Below are 20,088 nucleotides of genomic sequence, written 5' to 3'. Positions count from 1 at the left end.
CGATCAGGACTCCCGGCGCCTCCGTCCGGCGAGGAGCAGCAGGGCGCCGATGGCCAGCATGCCCAGCGCCAGGATCGACATGGTCTTCAGCGGCGAACCGGTGACAGCCAGGCCCGGCGGGCGCGGGGTGGGCGGCTGCGGGTTCGGCTTGTCCGGCGGCTGCGGAGTCGGCGGCACCCGGGTGTCGGTCCCGCAGTCGGGGTTCGCCGAACCCGGCGGGCAGTTGCCGCCCGGGGTGTCGGACGTGACCACGTTGCGAAGACGGTGGTCACCGGTCGCCGGCTTCCGCACTGTGACGGCGTAGGTGACGGTGGCCTTCTCCCCCGGCTTGAGCTCGCCCTTCCAGGTGAGCTTGGGCACGGAGTAGGTGACCGTTCCCGTACTGGCCTTCGCGGTGCCGTCGAAGGTGGCGTCGTCCAGCACCTGGCTCAGGTCGTCGGTGAACGTCGCATCGTCCACAGTGGCCTGTCCGGTGTTCTCCACCGTGACGGTGAACGTGGCGACCTCGCCCGGTTTGGCCTCCGTCTTGTCGACCGTCTTCTTGATCTTCAGGCTGGACAACGGTGTCGTCGTGCCGCACTTCGGATCCTTGCTGCCCGGCGGGCAGTTTCCGCCCGGGGTGTCGGTGGTGATCACGTTGGTGAGCTTGCCGTCGCCGTCGGTCTTGGTCACCTTGACGCTGTAGGTGACCGTCGCCGTCTGCCCGATCTCCAGGTCACCGGTCCAGGTCAGCTTCGGTTCCTCGTAGGTCACCGCACCGATGGTCGCCGCACCGTCCTTCTGGAACACGGCGTCGTCGAGGACCTCGGTGAGGTCGTCGGTGAACGTCGCGCCGGCGAGCTTCGTCTTGCCGGTGTTGCGCACCGTCACCGTGTACTTGACGACGTCGCCCGGGTTCGCCGTGGCCTTGTCCGCCTTCTTCTCCAGCGAGATCCCGGGCACCGGGGTGACCGTCGAACACGCCGGATCGCCGGACTGCGGCGGGCAGGTGCCCGGGGTGCTGGTGCTGACGGTGTTCCGCAGTTCGTGATCGCCCGTGACCGGGTTCTTCACCTTCACCGAGTACTTCAGCGTGGTCGACGCCCCCACCGGGAGATCGCCGGTCCACACCAGGTTCGGCGCGGTGAAGGCGAACGTCCCGGCGACCGGGGCCGACGCGGCGTCGCCGGAGTAGTCGGCGTCGTCCAGCACCTCGGACAGGTCGTCCGTGACCCGTGCGGCGTCCTCGCCGACCAGGTCGACCTTGCCGGTGTTGGCGACGGTCACGGTGTAAGTGACGACGTCGCCCGGGTTCGCGGTCTGCTTGTCCGAGGTCTTCTTGACCGTCAGTTCGCGGGACGGCACGTCCGCGACGCAGTTCGGGTCGGTCGAACCCGGCGGGCAGTTGTTGCCCGGCGTCTCCGAAGTGACCACATTGGACAGTTTCTTGTCGCCGGTGTCCGGGTTCTTGATCTTGACCGTGTAGGTGATGGTCGAGGTCTGCCCGATGCCGAGGTCACCGGTCCACGTCAGTTTCGGTGCCGCGTACGAGACGCCGCCGATGGTCGCCGCGCCGTCGTTCTGGTAGTCGGCGTCGTCCAGGACCTCGGTCATGTCGTCGGTGAAGGTCGCACCGTCCTGTTCGGTCTGCCCGGTGTTCGTGACGGTGATCGTGTACTTCACCGTGTCACCGGGATCGACCGACTTCTTGTCGGCGGTCTTCTTGATGAGCAGCCCGGAAACCGGGGTGGTCGTGCCGCACTTCGGATCGGTCGAACCCGGCGGGCAGTTGCCGCCTGGCGTCTCCGAGGTCACCACGTTGATGAGCTTGTCGTCCCCGGAGTTCGGGTTCTTCACCTTGACCGAGTACGTCACCGTGGCTGTTTCGCCGATACCGAGGTCGCCGGTCCACGTCAGTTCCGGCTCCGCGTAGGACACCGCGCCGATGGTCGCGGCACCGTCGTTCTGGTAGTCCGCGTCGTCGAGAACCTGCGTCAGATCGTCTGTGAAGGTCGCTCCCGTCAGCTTGGTCTGGCCCGTGTTCTTGACCGTGACGGTGTACTTCACGACATCACCGGGGTTCGCCGACTGCTTGTCGACCGACTTCTCGATCTTCAGGCCCGAGACCGGCGTCGTGGTGCCGCACTTGGGGTCCGTCGAACCCGGCGGGCAGTTGCCCCCCGGAGTCTCCGACGTCACCACGTTGGTGAGCTTGTTGTCGCCGGAGTTAGGGTTCTTGACCTTGACGGTGTAGGTCACCGTGGCCGTGTCACCGACGCCGAGATCGCCGGCCCAGGTCAGCTTCGGCGACGCGAACGACACCGCACCGATCGTCGCGGCACCGTCGTTCTGATAGTCAGCGTCGTCGAGAACCTGCGTCAGGTCATCAGTGAACGTCGCTCCGGCGATCTTGGTCTGCCCCGTGTTGGTCACGGTGACCGTGTACTTCACGACGTCACCCGGGTTCGCCGAGGCTTTGTCGACCGACTTCTCGATCTTCAAGCCGGACACTGGGGTCGTGGTGCCGCACTTCGGATCCGTCGAGCCCGGTGGACAGTTCCCGCCCGGCGTTTCAGATGTGACGGTGTTGATGAGCTTGTTGTCGCCGGAAGCGGGGTTCTTGACCTTGACCGTGTAGGTGACCGTGGACGCGGCACCGATCTCGAGGTCGCCCGTCCACGTCAGCTTGGGCTCCACATAGGACACCGCACCGATCGTCGCCGCGCCGTCGTTCTGATAGTCGGCGTCGTCGAGAACCTGCGTCAGATCGTCCGTGAACGTCGCACCGGCGATCTTGGTCTGCCCCGAGTTGGTCACGGTGACCGTGTACTTCACGACGTCACCCGGGTTCGCCGAGGCCTTGTCGACCGCCTTCTCGATCTTCAGCCCTGACACCGGTGTGGTCGTGCCGCACTTGGGGTCCGTCGAACCCGGAGGGCAGTTCCCGCCCGGCGTTTCCGAAGTCACCACGTTGGTGAGCTTGTTGTCGCCGGAGTTCGGGTTCTTGACCTTGACGGTGTAGGTCACCGTGGAGGTGGCACCGATTTCGAGGTCACCGGTCCACGTCAGCTTCGGCGAGGCAAAGGACACCGCACCGATCGTCGCCGCACCGTCGTTCTGGTAATCGGCGTCGTCGAGGACCTGGATCAGGTCATCGGTGAACGTCGCACCCGCCAGCTTGGTCTGTCCGGTGTTGGTGACCGTGACGGTGTACTTGACGACATCGCCCGGGTTCGTGGCCTGCTTGTCGACAACCTTCTCGATCTTCAGACCCGAAACCGGTGTGCTGGTCCCGCAATCGGGATCCGTCGAACCCGGCGGACAGTTGCCGCCTGGCGTATCCGAAGTGACCACATTGGACAGCTTGTTGTCACCAGTGTTGGGGTTCTTGACCTTCACCGTGTACGTGACCGTGGAGGTGGCACCGATTTCGAGGTCACCGGTCCAGGTCAACTTCGGTGCCGCGTAGGCCACCGCACCGACTGTTGCCGCGCCGTCGTTCTGATAGTCCGCGTCGTCCAGCACCTGGGTCAGGTCATCCGTGAACGTCGCGCCGGAAAGCTTCGTCTGCCCGACGTTGGTGACGGTCACGGTGTACTTGACGACATCACCGGGATTGGCCGACTGCTTGTCGACCGTCTTTTCGATCAACAGCCCGGAGACCGGCGTCGTGGTGCCACACTTCGGATCCGTCGAACCCGGCGGACAGTTCCCGCCAGGCGTCTCCGAGGTGACCGTGTTGGCCAGCGTTTTGTCGCCAGGGTTGGGGTTCTTGACCTTGACCGTGTAGGTCACCGTGGACGCCTGGCCGATTTCGAGGTCGCCCGTCCAGGTCAACTTCGGTGCCGCGTAGGCCACCGCACCGACTGTTGCCGCGCCGTCGTTCTGGTAGTCCGCGTCGTCGAGGACCCGGGTCAGATCGTCGGTGAACATCGCACCGGTCAACTTCGTCTGCCCGGTGTTCGTGACCGTGACCGTGTACTTCACGACATCGCCCGGGTTCGCCGACTGCTTGTCGACCGACTTTTCAATCTTGAAACCGGACACCGGAGTCGTGGTGCCGCACTTGGGGTCCGTCGAACCCGGCGGACAGTTACCACCCGGAGTCTCCGACGTCACCACGTTGATGAGCTTGTTGTCGCCGGTGTTCGGGCTCTTCACCTTGACCGTGTAGGTCACCGTGGAAGTCCCGCCGACATCGAGGTCGCCCTTCCAGGTCAGCTTCGGCGACGCGAACGACACCGCACCCACCGTTGCCGCACCGTCGTTCTGATAGTCCGCGTCGTCCAGAACCTGCGTCAGGTCGTCGGTGAACGTCGCACCGGAGATTTTGGTCTGGCCGGTGTTCGTGACGGTCACCGTGTACTTCACGACGTCACCGGGATTCGCCGACTGCTTGTCGACGGCCTTCTCGATCTTCAGCCCCGAGACCGGAGTGGTCGTGCCGCACTTCGGGTCCGTCGAGCCCGGAGGACAGTTGCCGCCCGGAGTCTCCGACGACACCGCGTTGATGAGCTTGTTGTCGCCGGAGTTCGGGCTCTTCACCTTCACCGTGTAAGTCACCGTGGAGATGGCACCGATCTCAAGATCACCGGTCCACGTCAGCTTCGGCGCCGCATACGACACCGCACCGATCGTCGCCGCACCATCATTCTGATAGTCCGCGTCATCCAGGACCCGGGTCAGATCATCGGTGAAGGTCGCACCGGTCAACTTCGTCTGCCCGGTGTTCGTGACAGTCACCGTGTACTTCACGACATCGCCCGGATTCGCCGCGGCTTTGTCGACCACCTTCTCGATCTTGAAACCCGACACCGGAGTGGTCGTGCCGCACTTGGGGTCTGTCGAACCCTGCGGACAGTTCCCACCCGGGGTCTCCGACGTCACCACGTTGATCAGCTTGTTGTCACCGGTGTTGGGGTTCTTGACCTTCACCGTGTACGTGACCGTGGAGGTCGCACCGATCTCAAGGTCACCAGTCCACGTCAACTTCGGCGAAGCAAAAGACACCGCACCGAACGTCGCCGCACCATCATTCTGATAGTCCGCGTCATCGAGAACCTGTGTCAGATCGTCGGTGAACGTCGCACCCGTCAGCTTGGTCTGACCGGAGTTGGTGACCGTGACCGTGTACTTCACCACGTCACCGGGGTTCGCCGACTGCTTGTCGACCACCTTCTCGATCGTCAAGCCCGAGACCGGAGTCGTCGTGCCGCACTTCGGATCCGTCGATCCCGGCGGACAGTTCCCGCCCGGCGTCTCCGAAGTGACCACATTGGACAACTTCTTGTCACCAGGGTTGGGGTTCTTGACCTTCACCGTGTACGTGACCGTGGAGGTCGCACCGATCTCAAGGTCACCAGTCCACGTCAACTTCGGCGAAGCAAAAGACACGGCACCGACCGTCGCCGCACCATCATTCTGATAGTCCGCATCATCCAAGACCTGCGTGAGGTCGTCGGTGAAGGTCGCACCGGAGATCTTGGTCTGCCCCGTGTTCGTGACGGTCACCGTGTACTTCACGACGTCACCCGGGTTCGCCGACTGCTTGTCGACCGACTTCTCAAGCTTGAAACCCGACACCGGAGTCGTCGTGCCGCACTTGGGGTCCGTCGATCCCGGCGGACAGTTCCCACCCGGAGTCTCCGACGAAACCGTGTTCTTGAGCTTGTTGTCGCCCGTGTTCGGCTTCTTGACCTTGACCGTGTAGGTCACCGTGGACGTCGCGCCGACGCCGAGGTCACCGGTCCACGTCAACTTCGGCGAAGCGAAGGACACCGCCCCGATGGTCGCGGCACCGTCGTTCTGGTAGTCCGCGTCGTCGAGGACCTGCGTCAGGTCGTCGGTGAACGTCGCGCCGGTCAGCTTCGTCTGGCCGGTGTTGCGCACGGTCACCGTGTACTTCACCGTGTCGCCCGGGTTCGCGGACGCTTTGTCGACCGTCTTTTCGATCAACAGACCCGAGACCGGCGTCGTCGTGCCGCACTTCGGATCCGTCGAACCCGGAGGGCAGTTCCCACCCGGCGTCTCCGACGTCACCACGTTCTTCAACCGGTTGTCGCCGGTGTTGGGGTTCTTCACCTTGACGGTGTAGGTGAACTCCGCGCTCTTCCCCACCGCGAGCGAGCCGGTCCACGTCAGCTTCGGCTCCGCATACGCCACGGCACCGGGCGACGCGGTGGCGTCGTTCTGGTAGATCGCGTCGTCCAGCACGCCGGTCAGATCGTCGACGACCTTGAGGTCCGCCGCGGTCACCTTCCCGGTGTTGGCGACCTTGACCGTGTAACGCACGGTGTCACCGGGGTTGGCGGACTCCTTGTCCGCGGTCTTCGTCACCGTGTACGACGGCGGAGGCACCTTGGTCTTCGCGCACGCCGCGGCGGGATCGTCCGGGCAGCGGTTGTCGGGCGGGACGACCGGCGGCGGTCCGATCGGGACGGTCGCGCGGTTCACCAGATCCTTGCCGATGGCGGCTTCGTCGACCTTCACGCGCACCGTCAGCGTGGCTGTCTCCCCGATGGCGAGGCCGTTCAAGGCCCAGTCGATCGGCCCCGTACCGGACGCCGTGCCCTTCGAGGGAACGGACGACACGTAAGTCGTGCCCGGCGGCAGGGTGTCGCGCACCGTGAGCGCGGGTACGGGGATCACGCCGGTGTTCCGCAGGGTCACCTGGTAGGTCAGGGTGTCCCCCGGGATCGCCTCGGCGAGGTCGACCGTCTTCGTGAGCTGGTACCCGGGCGAGGCGACCGTGTTCCGCACCGTGTTCGAGGTGCGGTCCTGCGGACGGCCGGTGTCCTCACCGCGGAAGGTCAGCTTGCCGGTGTTGTCGAGTTTGGTGCCGTCCGGCACCGAGGCGCCGACCTTGACCTTGAAGGCGACCTTCTGAGCCTGCCCCGGCGCCAGATTCCGCAGTCTGCAGGTGACCACCTGCCCGGCGGCCGAACAGTCCGGATTGGACCCGGCCACGAAGGTGACGCCGTCCGGCAGCGTGTCTGTGAGCACCACGTTCGTCGCGGTGTCGAGGTCGGTGGTGGTGCCGTCGGCGTGCCGGTTGGCGACGTCGAAGGTGTAGGTGACGTCGCCGCCCTTGGTGACGTAGCCGGGCGGAGCGTCGCTCGTGTTGCCGACAGGGTCGTTGGCCTTGGTGATCTGCAGGTCCGGTTCGAGCGCGTCGGTGACGAGCCAGACCACCTGCGGATACAGCGCGTCGCCGGTGGTGCCGATCTTCACCTGGAGCGCGGAGGTGCCCGCGGGGACCTTTCCGGTGATGTCGATGCTGCGCGCGTCGTACCCGACGTTGTTCACCGGATTGGGATTGCGGGTGGTGACGTTCGCGCCCGAGCCGTTGGCCGCGACCTTGTCGATCCGGCTGGTGAACGCGTTGTTCGTCACCGTGCCCGCGGGTCCGGGCAGGGAGATGTCCTGCAGGCTGCTCGCGTTCGGACCGACCTGGAGGTAGTCACCCGAGATGGGCGCGTCGCCGTCGCCGGCCACGATCCCCAGTTCGACGTTCGGCTGGCGTGACGTCGGAGCCTTGATGCCGCTCAGCGCGATGGTCGACGAGGTCGGCGCGCCACCGCCCGCGACCCGTTGCAGGCCGTCCCACACCTGCAGGTAGCGCAGCGGTTCGCTGGGGAGTTCGTAGGCCACCACCAGCGACCAGCCGCCCCAGCAGCCCAGATTGCTCCCGCTGATCGACTGGCCCTGGCAGGCCTGGATGTCGGCGACGGTGTACTGGCCCACTCCGGCCTTGGTCACCGCGGCGGTGACGTCCGCCGCGCCGCCGTAGGTGTACGGGACCGGGAAGCCGGACGTCGCCAGCGCGGGGAACCAGTCGTAGGTGTCGGCGGTGATCCGCTGGTAGGTGCTCGAACCCGGCGTCTTCAGCGAGACCTGGTTGCCCAAGGAGCCGTCACCGGAGGTCCCGCTGGAGGCGACCGGGTTGAACTGCCAGTACAGCCGCGCGTTGAGCACCTTCGCCCCGGCCGGGACGGACAGGTTCGCCGCGGAGGCGGTGTTGCCGGGCGCGGCCGGGTCGGTCTTGATCCACGACACCGGGCTCGCGTTGCTCGCGGACTCGTTGCAGACCACCCCGAAGCCACACTGCACGACGGCGTTGGCGGCCATGGTGATGCCGCCGTGCGCCAGCCCGGAGTACACCGGTTCCGGCCCGATCGGCCGTTCGGTGCCCGCTCCGCGCGGCTGCGTCTGGGCGTTCGCGGGCAGCGGGGCACCCATCAGCAGGGCCACGAAGATCACCGTGAGCAGCGCTGTGCCCCGGCGCCACCGATTTCGCCCACGACGTTCCGCCATGCCGCCTCCGCCTCACCCCCTCGCTTCCGTCGGCCCAGGTCAGGACGGCGGGGACAGCGAGTCCGATAGACGGTCATCCTGTGTCGGCAAGATCGTCGACGGCAACCGGTACCGGCGGTGTCCCCTGGATAGAACCCGTTGAGTGGCCCCGAAACCCCCGGACGGGTGATGCACCGTCCACAACGGACGGAAACCGGGAGGGTGGCGTTTCGGCGCGAAAACTGCCATCGTCGAACACGTGATCGATCTTCCTTACGACGGCTCCGGCCCCTATTGCTACGCCCATTCCCTCGCGATGATGATGGGCTCCGAAGCACCGGGAATCGGTGTGCTCGAAACAGTGACAGGCAGCCCTTTCGGCATGCAGCTGGTCGGCGGTTCGATGCCGTTCTTCGACGCCTTCGGCTGGGATCCCGACATCGGCATCGGCGAAGCGCTCGACGTCCTCGGCTGGCGTGCGGAAACCGTGAGCGAACCGGATCCGGACACCGCGTTCACCCGGCTCGCCGAAAGCCTGGCCGACGGGCCGGTCCTGATCGGGCCGGTCGAGATGGGGTACCTGCGCCACCAGCCGGGGATGACCGGCCCGATCGGTGCCGACCACTTCCTGGTCGCGCTCGCCGCGGACGGCGAGTCCGTCACCGCCCACGATCCGCAGGGCTACCCGTACGCGCGGATCCCGAGGACGGATTTCGCCGCCGCCTGGCGTGCCGAGACCGTCGACTACGGCAAGCCCCACACGATGCGGACGAACTTCGTCCGGCACACCGTCGTCGACGAGGAGGCCGCGATCGTCGCGTCACTCCCCCGGGCGATCAAGCGGCTGAGCGGCGAGCACGGCGCGGGACTCCCTCCAGGCAGCCTCGGCAACGCCGACGCGGCGCTCGCGCTGGCCGCCCGGATCGAGGCCGGGTGCGACCCGGAACTGCGCGGGCTGCTCATGCACTTCGCGGTCCGCGTCGGCGCCCGGAGGCTCTCCGACGCGGCTGTGTGCGTGCGCCGGGTCGGCCACGGCGAAGCGGCCACCGTTCTCACCACGCAGGCACGGCTGGTCGGCTCACTGCAGTACGACCTCGTCGTCGAGGACGACGCGCGCGCCGCCGAGACGCTCCGGACACTGGCCCCGACCTACGAAGAACTCCGGCGGGCCCTCACGTCATCCTGACGATCTCGCGCACGATCACCTCGGGCTCGGTCTTCGGGATGTAGTGCCCGGACCGCTCCGCGATCACCTGCCTGCCACCGGGCGAGAGCGCCACCCGGTGGGCGTGGGACGCGTTCGCCTGCCTCCGCATCGCGGCGGACAACCCGCTCCCGCCGAGCCCGCCGGACACCACGGTGACCGGGATGTCCCCGAGCACCGGCGGATCCTGCCGCCAGACGGCCAGTTCGTCGAGGAAGGTGCGGGCCTGTTCCCGATGGGTCCGCATCGTCCCGACGGTGAACGCCTCCCGTTCGAGGTCGCGGCGGACGTCGTCCGGGATGCCCCGCAGCAGACCGCGGAAGAGGACTTTGAGCAGGCCCAGCCGCGCGAGCACGGCGCCGGCCTTGAGCGCGACGCGTTCACCGGTGCGGAAGACGCGGCCGAAGAGCACCTCCGCCACCTCGTCGGTCGGGTCGACCAGCACCAGGCCGGCGATCCGCTCGGGACGGCGAGCGGCGGCCTGGCGCACGATCGGGCCACCGGCGCTGTGCCCGGCCAGGACATACGGCCCCGGCCCGAAGTGGTCGAGGACGTCGTTGAGGTCGTCGGCCATCCGGCGCAGTGTCCGGCCGCCCGGGTCGGGGGCGCTGCGGCCGAGCCCGGAGCGGTCGTAGGCGATAGCGCGGGCGTAGCGGCCGACCTCCGGTTGGACCGCCGCCCAGGACGACCGGGTGGCGGCGGCACCGGCTTCGAACACGACCGTCGGCCCGGTGAAGCCTTCGGGGCCGGGAAGCACCATCGCGTAGAGCCGTCTGCCGTCGCGGGTGACGACCCATTCCGGCTCACCCTGTGTATGGGTCATCGCGCGGTGATCCTCCAGCCGGTGGCGTCGATCTGCCGCCGCCAGAACTCGGCGAAACGTCCTTGCCGGGCAAGGAGTTCTTCGACGGTGCCGTCCTCGGCGATCTGCCCGTCCTCCAGGAAGAGGACCCTGTCGGCGTGCCGGATCCCGGCGATCCGGTGGGTGACGATCACCCGTGTCCTCGGCACGGGATCGGCGCTGAGCGAACGGACGACGGCGTCCTCGTTCTCGGTGTCCAGCGCGCTGGTGGCCTCGTCGACCAGCAGCACCGGCGCCGGTTTGAGCAGCGCGCGGGCGATCGACACGCGTTGCCGCTCGCCGCCGGAAAGCGCGCCGCCCGCCTCGCCGACGGCCGCACGCCCATCGCCGAGCAACTCGCCCGCGCGGGCGAGGGCGATGACCTCGGCGACCCTTTCCTCACTCGCCGAAGGATCCCCGGCGAGGACGTTGTCGCGCACCGAACCGTCGAACAGGTACGGCTGCTGGAAGACGACGGTGACGAGATCCCGGCGGTCGGCCGCGGACAGCTCGGCGAGATCCGTCCCGTCGGCGAGCACCCGTCCGCCGGTGGGCTGGTACAGGCCGGCGAGCAAGGCGAGGACGGTGCTCTTGCCCGAGCCGGACGGTCCGACGATCGCGGTCGTCGTCCCCGGTTCCAGCGTGAGGGCGAAGTTCTCCAGCACGGCCTCGGTGCCGGGCGCGTACCGGAAACCGACGTCCTCGAACCGGATCCGCGGCGCTTGCTTGCCCGGCGGGGCAGCCTCACCCGCCGGGGCGACGGGCGCGGTGAGCACGGTGCGGATGCGGCCGAGCGTGGTGGTGGCGGTCTCGATGCCGGGGGCGAGATCGCCGAGCGCGCTGAACGGCTCCAGGTACCGGGCGATCACGACGATCAGGGCGATCGCCTCGGGAACGGTCAGGCTTCCTTGCGTGGCCAGGGCAACGGCCGTTCCGGCGAGCAGGACCAGCGCCAGCTGACCGGCGACGCCGAACAGCACCTGACCCGGGATCTGCAGGCGCAGCAACCGCACTGTCGCGCCGTGGTGCGCGGCGAGCGCGGCACCGGCGTGACTGCGCGCGGGTTCCACGCGGCGGGCGGCGCGCAACGTCTGCTGGGTGCGGGCGAACTCGACGATCCGCTCGGTCAGCGTGGTGTTCGCTTCGGCCGCCGCCCTGTCTGCGCGCCGGGTGATCCGCCCGGTCGCCCACAACGCGCCCAGCAGCACCGGGACCCCGGCCAGCGCGGCGACCCCGAGCGGCCAGGCGATCGGCAGCAGGGCCAGCGCGATCGCGATCGGCAGCAGGACCGCGCCGATGAGCGGGGTGAGCAGGTAGCCGACCAGGCCGACGAGGTCGGGACCGGTCGCGGCGATGGCCTGTCGGGCGGTCCGGGTGTGCTCACTGTCCAACCAGGACAGTCGCACGTTCGTCAGATGCTCGGCGACGTCGTGCTGGGCGTGGTTCAGCACACCGAAACCGAGGTCGAATCCGAGCCGTCCCACGACGGCGTCGAGGGCCCAGCCCGCCGCGGTGACGGCGGCGAGCGCGCCCAGCCAGGGCAGTGCTCGCGCCGGATCGGTGCCGAACAGGGCGCCCACCAGCGGCACGAGCAGAACGACACCGATGGCGCGCAACAGCACCGAAAGCACAGCGAGGACGACGTAACGCCGGAAAGCCCGGCGTTTCGTCGCGGGGACGATCCCCAGCAGTGTGCGGATCACGCGGTCACCTCCGCACCGGTTCCGGCCTGCCACAGCCGGGTGTAGCGGCCGCCCGAAGCCAGCAGTTCTTCGTGGGTCCCGCTTTCGGCGATCCGCCCGTGGTCGAGGACCACGATCCGGTCGGCGCCGGTGACGGTGTGCAGGCGATGGGCGATGACCAGGACTGTCCGGCCCGCGGTGAGCCTGTCGAGTGCTTGTTGCACGAGGTACTCCGACTCGGGATCGGCGAAGGCCGTCGCCTCGTCGAGGACGAGGACCGGGACGTCGGCGAGGATCGCGCGGGCGATGGCCACCCGCTGGCGTTCCCCGCCGGACAGCTGGGAACCGGCGCCGAGGACGGTGTCGTACCCCTGGGGCAGCCGCAGGATCCGCTCGTGGATCCGCGCGTCACGGGCCGCGGCGACGACCTGGTCTTCGGTGGCGCCGGAGACGGCGAGGGCGATGTTCTCCCGCACTGTTCCCTGGACGAGTTGAGGATCCTGCAGCACGAATCCCACCCGGCCGTAGAGTTCGTCGGCGGCGAAGGTCCGGATGTCGCGCCCGCCGACCCGGATCGCTCCCTCGGTCACGTCGTGGAACCTCGCGACCAAGGCGGCGAGGGTCGACTTCCCCGCTCCCGACGGGCCGACCAGCGCTGTCACCGTGCCGGGCCGCAAGGTCAGGGAGACGTCCTCCAGCACGGGAACCCCGGTGCGGTAGGCGAAGCCCACCCTGTCCAGTTCCACCGTGCCCGGCTCGACACCATCCTGGGCTCCGAGCTCCACTGTGGACAGTTCGGGTTCGTCGAGGACGACCTGGATCCGGCGGGCGGCGAGTATCCCTTCCCGCACACCGCCGAGCCCGTACCCGATACCCAGCAGCCGGGCGCCGAACGTCGTGCCCAGCAGGAGGAACGGGATCAGCGTCACCGGTTCCATGCCGCCGCCGACCACCATCGGAGTACCGGCGCCGGTGATCAGGAGCAGGAACGTGGCGGGCCGGGTGGCGAAGTCGAGCATGGTCTTCTTGCCGGTGAACGGGCGCTGCCAGTCGCCGAGGAAACCGATGTACTCGTCGAGCCGCCGCCGGAACGACGATGCCGCGGCACCGCCGAACACCCGGATCACCGGCTGGCCCTCCAGGTACGCGCCCGCCTCCCCCGCCATCCGTTCCGACCAGCGCATCGCCTGGCCGGTCTTGGGTCCCGATTGGACGACCATGATCGACGTGGTGACGAGGTAGACGAGAATCGGGACGAGCAGGACGAGGGCGAGCCGCCAGTCCACGGCGAACAGGTACGCCAGCACCGCGACCGGCGCGACGACGGCCGCGACCGCGTCGGGAACGGCGTGGGTGACCAGGTAGTGAAGCGAAAGCGTGTCGCCCTGGACGAGTTTCGCGACCGTGCCCGAACCGCGGGCGGTGAACCAGCCCAGCGGCAGCCTCGCGAGTTTGCCCAGCAGCCGCTGCCGCAGGTCACGGGCGAACCGCGCGTCGGCCGCGTGCAGCCAGAGCACGACAGCGGATTCGAGCAGGGTTCCCGCGCCGAGCAGGACCAGCGCCGAGATACCGAGCGGCCACAGCGATCCGCCGCCCTCGATCAGCCGCCGGACCAGTTCCACCAGCAGCACGAACGGCGCGAGGCGGATCAGCGTCACGACGGCCTGCAGGATCCCGGCGAAGACCAGTGTCCGCCGCACCGGCGCGAGCAGCCGTCCGGCGGCCTGTGCGCGCCAAGCTCCCTTGGGCGCATCCTTGACCGGCTTCGGGGCTTCGGGGGCCTGTTCTTCCTTCTCCCCGCGGAAAGAGCCCATGGCCCGGCCGTAGTACCAGTACGCCCGGCCGTGCACCTCGGACTTGGGGAAGCCGAACGTGTCGCGCAAACGCGTCTTCAGCTGCTTGAACGACCCGGCTTCCGTCGCGATCCATGCCTGCCAGTCCGACCAGTCGCGCGTCTCGATCGCCGCAGCCAGCGAGGTCGCGTCCTGGCGCGGCACCCAGTGCACGGCCAGCCTCGCGTGCTCGCCCAGCGGGATCAGCCTGTCGGTCTCGTCGTGCTCTTCGAGGTACAACTCGACGGGGAGGTCGGCCGGGACCACTTCGAGGATCGCGTTGATCGCGGGGATCGAGGCGGAGTCGCCGATCAGCAGGTACCCGGCGGGCGGTTCGGCGGGGACCGAGAACGATGTGGAACCCAGCGACATCACCGGAACCGTCGCTCCGGGCCGCGCCTCACGCAACCACCGCGACGCGGGACCGGCAGGCTCGTGCAGGACGACGTCGATCGTGAACGTGCCTGCCTCCGGATCGGCTTCGGTGAGCGTGTACGCGCGCTGGAACTCCGTCGGGCCGCCTTCCGGATCCGGGAACCAGAACCGGAGCCAGGCCGTCGGCTCCACGACGACGTCCTCGAACAACGTCGGCGAGACGAACCGAATCCGCACGAACAGCGGGGTTATCTCTTGAGTTTCGACGACGGTCGCTTCGTGGTCTCGGGCCCCGAAGCCCCGCATCACCGCGCCTTGGAACCCGCGCGCCATCACAGCCCCTCCCCTGTCTCCGCCAGATCGGCCACCATCTCGGCGACCGGCCTGCCCGGCGGGCAGGACCCGATGAGCCCGCGAATCGACGCTGTCAGCACCAGCCGCACGTACTCGGGCCGCGGCACCTCCGGCAACGCGGCGGACGGCCCGGCGAGCCGGTCGTCCCGCGACAACCGGTCCCGGACCGCCTGCCGCTCCTGGTCCAGCCCGTCGCCGTCGGCCTCCTCGGCCGCCGTGCTGTGTTCCTCGGACGCGGTCATCGCGATGGTCAGCGACGCGACGGCCCCGCTGAGCACGATCGCCGCGCCGGGCTCGTAACCGCGGCGGACGAGCGCGTCGACCTCGGTGTTCAGCAGGCGCTGCCCGCCGTCACCACGCGGGAAGAGCAGCTGCAGGTAGGTGACCAGGCCCGGATGCTCCAGCACGAAGGCCCGCATCTGCAGGCCGAAGGACAGCAGATGCTGTTCGAGGTCGTGTCCGGGATCGTCCCGGAGTTCGAGCTCGGCCAGGATGCTCTCGCCCACCAGCCGCTCGAGCCCCCAACGGGAGTCGACATGCCGGTAGAGGGCGGTCGCGGTCACCCCCAGCCGGACCGCGACCGCCTTCACGCTGAGCCGGCGCATCCCGAGCTCACGACCGGCCCGGAGGATGTCGTCCTTCGCGATCATGGCCGGACGGCCCCCGATGTTCGGCATCTCACCCCTTCGCCCCAGGAAAGTTATAGGGGGAAACTAAGGGTGGGCTTACCTTGATGTCAAGTGACGGTTCGGGAAGTGATTCCTTTCCGGGAAATCGCGAATGCCAGACAACTGTCGGTCGGCGACGGAAACGGAACAATAGTGGAGCGCGGCGATCATTCCACTATTTAAAGAAACCGCCTCTCACCTGCGGTTTCTCGCGATGTACCCAGCGAATCGCCGAGTACGGCCCCCTAGGGAATGGCGTCAGGCGGTTTTGGACCCTTCACCGGTCGCGTCACGGAGCAGGTCATCGGTCAGGACGGTGCGCGAAGGCAGCCCCAGTTTGCGCAGCGCCCGTCCGATGTGGATCTCGACCGTCCGCGGCGAGAGGAACAGCCGCTCGCCGATCTCCCGGTTGGTGAGGTTCCGGGCGGCCAGCCGGGCGACTTCGAGTTCCCTCGGCGACAGCGCTTCGCCGTAGCCCTTGCGGCCGCGCCGGGGCATCTCCGGATCGCATTGCCGCAGTGACCGGCGGCAGCGGAGCGCGTCGACGGCGGCGCCGAGACTCGCGTACGCCGTCTCAGCCGTGGTGAAGGAGGCGACGGCACGTTCCCGCTCCCCGGCTTCGGAGAAGCATCCGGCCGCGAGTTCGTCGGCGTAGGCGGCGAAATACGGGAAAGGCAGCGCGCGGTAGGCCCGCGCGGCGCCGAGCAGCAGGTCGCCGGCGGCGAGCGTCTCACCGCGCGCCTGGGTGAGCATCCCCCGGCACAGCAACGCCGCCGCGTTGGCGACCGGCGTGTCCTTGCCGTCGATGCCCTGCCGGTACTCCGCGAGCAGTTCCCTGGCCTCGACGTGCTGTCCCAGCCCGAGCATGGTGCGCACGGCGAACGGCATGAGTTCGGCCGCCCAGACCCAGTTGTTCTTGCGGCGCACGGTTTCCAGGCCGTACTCGGCCAGGCGCCGGGCGGCCTGCAGATCCTTGCCCGCCTGGTGGACCGCGACGCGGCCCGCGTACGCCGACGCCTGCACCGGGACACTGCCCGCGGAAAGCGCGAACGCCGCGTCGAAACTGCGCAGTGCCGCCGTCGGCCGGTGCTGCCCGTACTCGTACCAGCCGAGCACGAGCAGCGGCTCGGCGGCGAGTGAACTGTCCTTGTCGACCCGCGTCAGCATCGCCCGCGCCTTCTCGGCGACGGTCGACCATTCCCCCATCGCGAGGTCCAGCCGCAGTTCCGTGCCGTCGGCCAGCGCGTCGAGGTAGGGCTGGTGGTCGTCGCGGATCAGCCGCCGCGCGGTCGCGAGATAGGCCCGCGCGACCGGATAGTGCCCGTTCCACGCCACAGCGTCGGCCAGGTTGATGTAGGTGCGGGCCACCTGACGGCAGACCTCGGCCGATTCCGGCGCCCGTGGCAGGTCGGCGATGCCGTCCCAGGCCTCCGGATCGGCGATCTGCATCCGCGCCGAGAGCCGGTTGGCGGCGATCGCGGCGAGCAGCCCGGCGTCGTGCTCCCCCTTGCTCACCTGTTCGGCCTCGTCGAGCCAGCGGAGGTTCTCCTCCACCGGGACCGTCCCGATATGCGGCAGCGCCAGCGTGACCAGCCCCCTGGCGAGCAGGGCCTGTCGCCTGCCGAGGTCGGCCGCGCCCAGCTCGATTTCCAGCCTGCCCGCTTCGACCTTGCCCACCTGGTTGATCAGCACCTGACCGAGGTGGACCCGGATCTCGCCCCGCGCGGCCTTGCTCAGCGGCCATTCGCGCAGGATCTCCCGCAGCAGCCGGACCGTGCCGGCGTGGGCGATGCTGCGCGGCAGTTCCCTGCCGAGCCGGACGGCGAACGATTCGCGCGCGGTCCGCGGCAGGTCCGTGTCCCGCAAGGCCGCTTCGAGCAGACGGCTAGCCTCCTCTGTCCGGCCGTCTTCGATGGCGTTGTCGACCGCGACGCCGGTCCACTGTGTCCACGCGGCGAGATCACCCGCCAGCCGCGCGTGACGGGCGATGAGCGACGCGAAGGGTTCGGCGCCAGCGGCGAGACGGGCGGACGCGCGTCCGTGCATCGCGCACCGTTGCGGACCGGGCAGCAACGCGTAGACCGCTTCGGCGATCAGCGGGCTCCCCGAGACGTACCGGCCTCGGCCGAGGTCCCGCAGCAGTCCCGCTTCCACGGCTTCGGTGACCGCGCCGGAGATCTCCCCGGACGACGATGCCGCGACAGCGCCCAGATCCGGTTCCCCGGCGGGCGATCCCAGCACCGCGGCCGCGCGGACGACGTCCCGCGCGGCCGGGTCGAGCGCCGCCATCAGTCCGGCGACCCGGCTCCGCACGATCGGCGGCACGGTCGCCGACGCCAGCCTGTCCGCCGAAAGCGCCTCGGCCGTGTCGCCGACGCTCTGGACCAAGGCCGTCAGGTCGACGGCGAGCCCGGACGTCCGCTGGTGCGCCGCTTCGGCGAAATCCGGCGCGCAGCGGCCGAAGGACGCGTCCAGCAACGTCCGCACCTGGGCCGCGGTGAACGCCGGGAGCGAGAGCCGCGCGGCGGTTTCACGCAGCGGCGGGAATCGCCGGGGGCCGCCCGTCTCCGCGCTGACCACCACGCTCAGCGGCGACGCGGGGGACGCCGCGAGCCCGCGCAGGAACTCCCACGTGTCGTCGTCGGCGGAGTGGACGTCGTCGAGTACCAGCACCGCCGGACCGCAGCCGGTCAGGACTTCGCGCACGGCACGGAACTCCTGCTGCCGGACGGTGTCGGCGTCCGCGTTCTCCGGGAACGGCGGCAGCCACGGCGACCATTCGGGGATCAGCCGTCGCAGGACACCGGTCACCGGGGAGAAGCCCGCCGCGTGGGCGGCGGCCACATCGCTCTTCCCGAGCAGCGCGTCGACCAACGGCGCGAGCCGGCACGGCCGTGCGAAGGAACCGCAGCGGGCGGACCAGACCACGCGCGACGCGATCCCGGGATGGGCGGCCAGTTCCTCGAGCAGACGGCTCCGGCCCACACCCGGTTCGCCCTCGACGACGGCGACCGACGGCGGGCTCGAAGCGACGCGCACCAGTTCGGCCAATTCGGTGTCGCGGGCCACGAACACCGGTGCCGCACCGATCGTCGGCATGCTCGGGACCATACCGATAGGACACCCGCCGAAAGGCGGGAACACGAACAGTGACCACGGGCCGCACGCTTTCCGCTGGTCCACACCACCGGAGTTACGGCGTTAACTCGATCGGGCGACGCCGACCTGCGCTACGCGATCCCCGCATCGGCAATACGGACCCTTAGGTATTGCCGCGAACCTTGCCACGGGTACCCCCGGAGGGTGAATCTCAGTCTGTTCGCAGTACCCCTCTGTTACCGCGTCACAGCGCAAGTCCCCTGCTCGCGCCGGTCGGCCACCCAGTCGGGTAGCCGAAGTCCCCACCAGTCTCTTCCGGGCAGCCGCCCGCGCGTGCTTCACGTTCGACCATCCAGTTAGGAGTGTCCCGACGGTGAAGACCTCATTCAGGCGCGGGCTGGCCACGGCCTGCGCCGGTGTCGCCGCGCTGGTCGCCCTGCAGGCGCCCGCCTCCGCGGCTCCCGCGATCACGGCGGCGAGCACGATCCCGATCAAGATGCAGGCTCAGGAGAAGAGCAACTGGTGCTGGGACGCCAGTGGCAACACCATCGCCGCGTACTTCGGGCACTCGATCTCCCAGACGAAGTTCTGCCAGGTCGCGCACAACGAGTCCGGTTCGGACTGTGCGAACAACCAGGGCTACCTGAGCGATCAGCAGCGCGTGTTCCGCTGGCTCGGGTTCAGCAACGTCGGCAGCTACAGCTCCTCCGGCCAGACGCTGAGCTTCGCCTCCATCAAGAGCCAGGTCGACGCGCGGCAGCCGATCGGCACCCGGATCGGCTGGAACAACGGCGGCGGGCACATGCACGTGCTCTACGGCTACGACAACACCAATGGCGCGACGACGGTCTACTACGGCGACCCGTGGGGCTCGAGCCCCCGGTACAACCAGATGAGCTACAACGCTTATCGGTCCAACAACTCGTTCACCTGGACCCACACCGTCTACGGGATCAAGGACTGAAACCATGAAGCGAACCTTCCTCGGCGCCACGATCCTCGCCCTCGGACTGTCACTGGCACTGGGTGGCCAGGCGTCCGCCGCCGACGCCCCCAGCGGCGCGCCCACCGCCGCCGACCTCGCTGCGGTGTCCACAGTGGTCACCAGTGACGCGACCACCCAGCGGCTCGCCAAGGCGGTGTTCCCCGGCGCGGCCAAGGCGGACACGGCGCTCGCGGCCAGAACCGCCAAGGCCGACACGCGGGCTCCGGTGGCGGTCTACCAGCCGACAGCGGCCTTCATCGCCGGAACCTCGGCCGTCCCCGCCGAACTCGCCTACGTCGCCACCCCCGCCACCCTGGGCAACGGCGACGCGGCGACCGTGTGGTCGCAGCGTGAGGGCTCGGGCTGGTCGGTCTACAACGTCGCCTCGGGTGACGTCGAAAAGCGCCTCGCGGCGCAGGCCGGCAAGGGCTACCTCCTGAGCGAACCTCAGGCGGGCGCCTGGTACGCCGTCGACGGGGACACCGTGACCGTCCTCGACGGCTCATCGGTGGCGAAGACCGGCGAGAAGCTGACACTCGCCGCCTACCGCGAGGCCCTGCAGAGCCGCTACGGCGACAAGATGCCCGGCTCGACCTACGACCGCACCGGTGCCGCCGGTGGTTACGGTGCCGCCCCGGTGGGCGACACCTCGGTGCCGTGGTGGCCGTACGCCCTCAGCGCGGTCTTCCTCGCCGCGGCGGGCGCGGCCGTCACGCTCCGGCTCCGCAAGCAGTGAGCGCCAGGGTGCCGGGATCGCTCGATCCCGGCACCCTGCCC

Annotated in this window: 9 protein-coding genes; 3 read left to right on the top strand and 6 right to left on the bottom strand. The window is 68.9% G+C overall.

Going from position 1 to position 20,088, the window contains the following annotated elements:
• Positions 1-3: 3 nt before the first annotated feature.
• Positions 4-8,292 (bottom strand): DUF7927 domain-containing protein, encoded by an 8,289-nt coding sequence (locus ACZ6YV_RS13670; protein WP_465509875.1) that lies wholly within the window; start codon positions 8,290-8,292, stop codon positions 4-6.
• Positions 8,293-8,530: 238 nt separating this feature from the next.
• On the opposite strand from ACZ6YV_RS13670, the gene ACZ6YV_RS13665 reads away from it, so the two are divergent.
• Entirely contained in the window at positions 8,531-9,457 is a 927-nt protein-coding gene (locus ACZ6YV_RS13665) for a hypothetical protein (RefSeq protein ID WP_465509874.1), read from the top strand.
• On the opposite strand, the gene ACZ6YV_RS13660 is transcribed toward ACZ6YV_RS13665, so the two are convergent.
• The 5 genes from ACZ6YV_RS13660 to ACZ6YV_RS13640 all read right to left on the bottom strand — a co-directional run bounded on the left by ACZ6YV_RS13660 (position 9,444) and on the right by ACZ6YV_RS13640 (position 18,326).
• Complete coding sequence (locus ACZ6YV_RS13660; RefSeq protein ID WP_465509873.1) at positions 9,444-10,298, bottom strand: alpha/beta fold hydrolase; 855 nt, start codon at positions 10,296-10,298, stop codon at positions 9,444-9,446. The genes ACZ6YV_RS13665 and ACZ6YV_RS13660 overlap by 14 nt on opposite strands.
• On the bottom strand, positions 10,295-12,019 hold the full coding sequence (locus tag ACZ6YV_RS13655) for an ABC transporter ATP-binding protein (RefSeq protein ID WP_465509872.1): 1,725 nt from the start codon (positions 12,017-12,019) through the stop codon (positions 10,295-10,297). Before ACZ6YV_RS13655 ends, ACZ6YV_RS13660 begins: the two co-directional genes overlap by 4 nt.
• The gene (locus ACZ6YV_RS13650; RefSeq protein WP_465509871.1) at positions 12,016-14,538 is read right to left on the bottom strand and encodes an ABC transporter ATP-binding protein/permease; all 2,523 of its coding nucleotides are present in this window, start codon (positions 14,536-14,538) and stop codon (positions 12,016-12,018) included. The genes ACZ6YV_RS13655 and ACZ6YV_RS13650 overlap by 4 nt, the downstream gene beginning before the upstream one ends.
• Positions 14,538-15,236, bottom strand: coding sequence for a TetR/AcrR family transcriptional regulator (locus tag ACZ6YV_RS13645; protein ID WP_465509870.1), 699 nt, complete (start codon positions 15,234-15,236; stop codon positions 14,538-14,540). Before ACZ6YV_RS13645 ends, ACZ6YV_RS13650 begins: the two co-directional genes overlap by 1 nt.
• Positions 15,237-15,485: 249 nt before the next feature.
• On the bottom strand, positions 15,486-18,326 hold the full coding sequence (locus ACZ6YV_RS13640; protein WP_465509869.1) for a helix-turn-helix transcriptional regulator: 2,841 nt from the start codon (positions 18,324-18,326) through the stop codon (positions 15,486-15,488).
• Between the two features lie 373 nt (positions 18,327-18,699).
• Between ACZ6YV_RS13640 and ACZ6YV_RS13635 the strand changes: the two genes are divergently transcribed.
• Both ACZ6YV_RS13635 and ACZ6YV_RS13630 read left to right on the top strand, forming a co-directional pair.
• The gene (locus ACZ6YV_RS13635) at positions 18,700-19,290 is read left to right on the top strand and encodes a papain-like cysteine protease family protein (RefSeq protein WP_378238882.1); all 591 of its coding nucleotides are present in this window, start codon (positions 18,700-18,702) and stop codon (positions 19,288-19,290) included.
• Positions 19,291-19,294: 4 nt separating this feature from the next.
• Positions 19,295-20,047: a hypothetical protein gene (locus ACZ6YV_RS13630; protein ID WP_465509868.1), complete on the top strand. Its 753-nt coding sequence runs from the start codon at positions 19,295-19,297 to the stop codon at positions 20,045-20,047.
• Positions 20,048-20,088: the final 41 nt, after the last annotated feature.

The sequence above is a fragment of the Amycolatopsis sp. NPDC102522 genome (genome assembly GCF_055584485.1).
The sequence above is the reverse complement of the archived record's forward strand: the minus strand, read 5'-3'. Positions and strand labels throughout refer to the sequence as shown.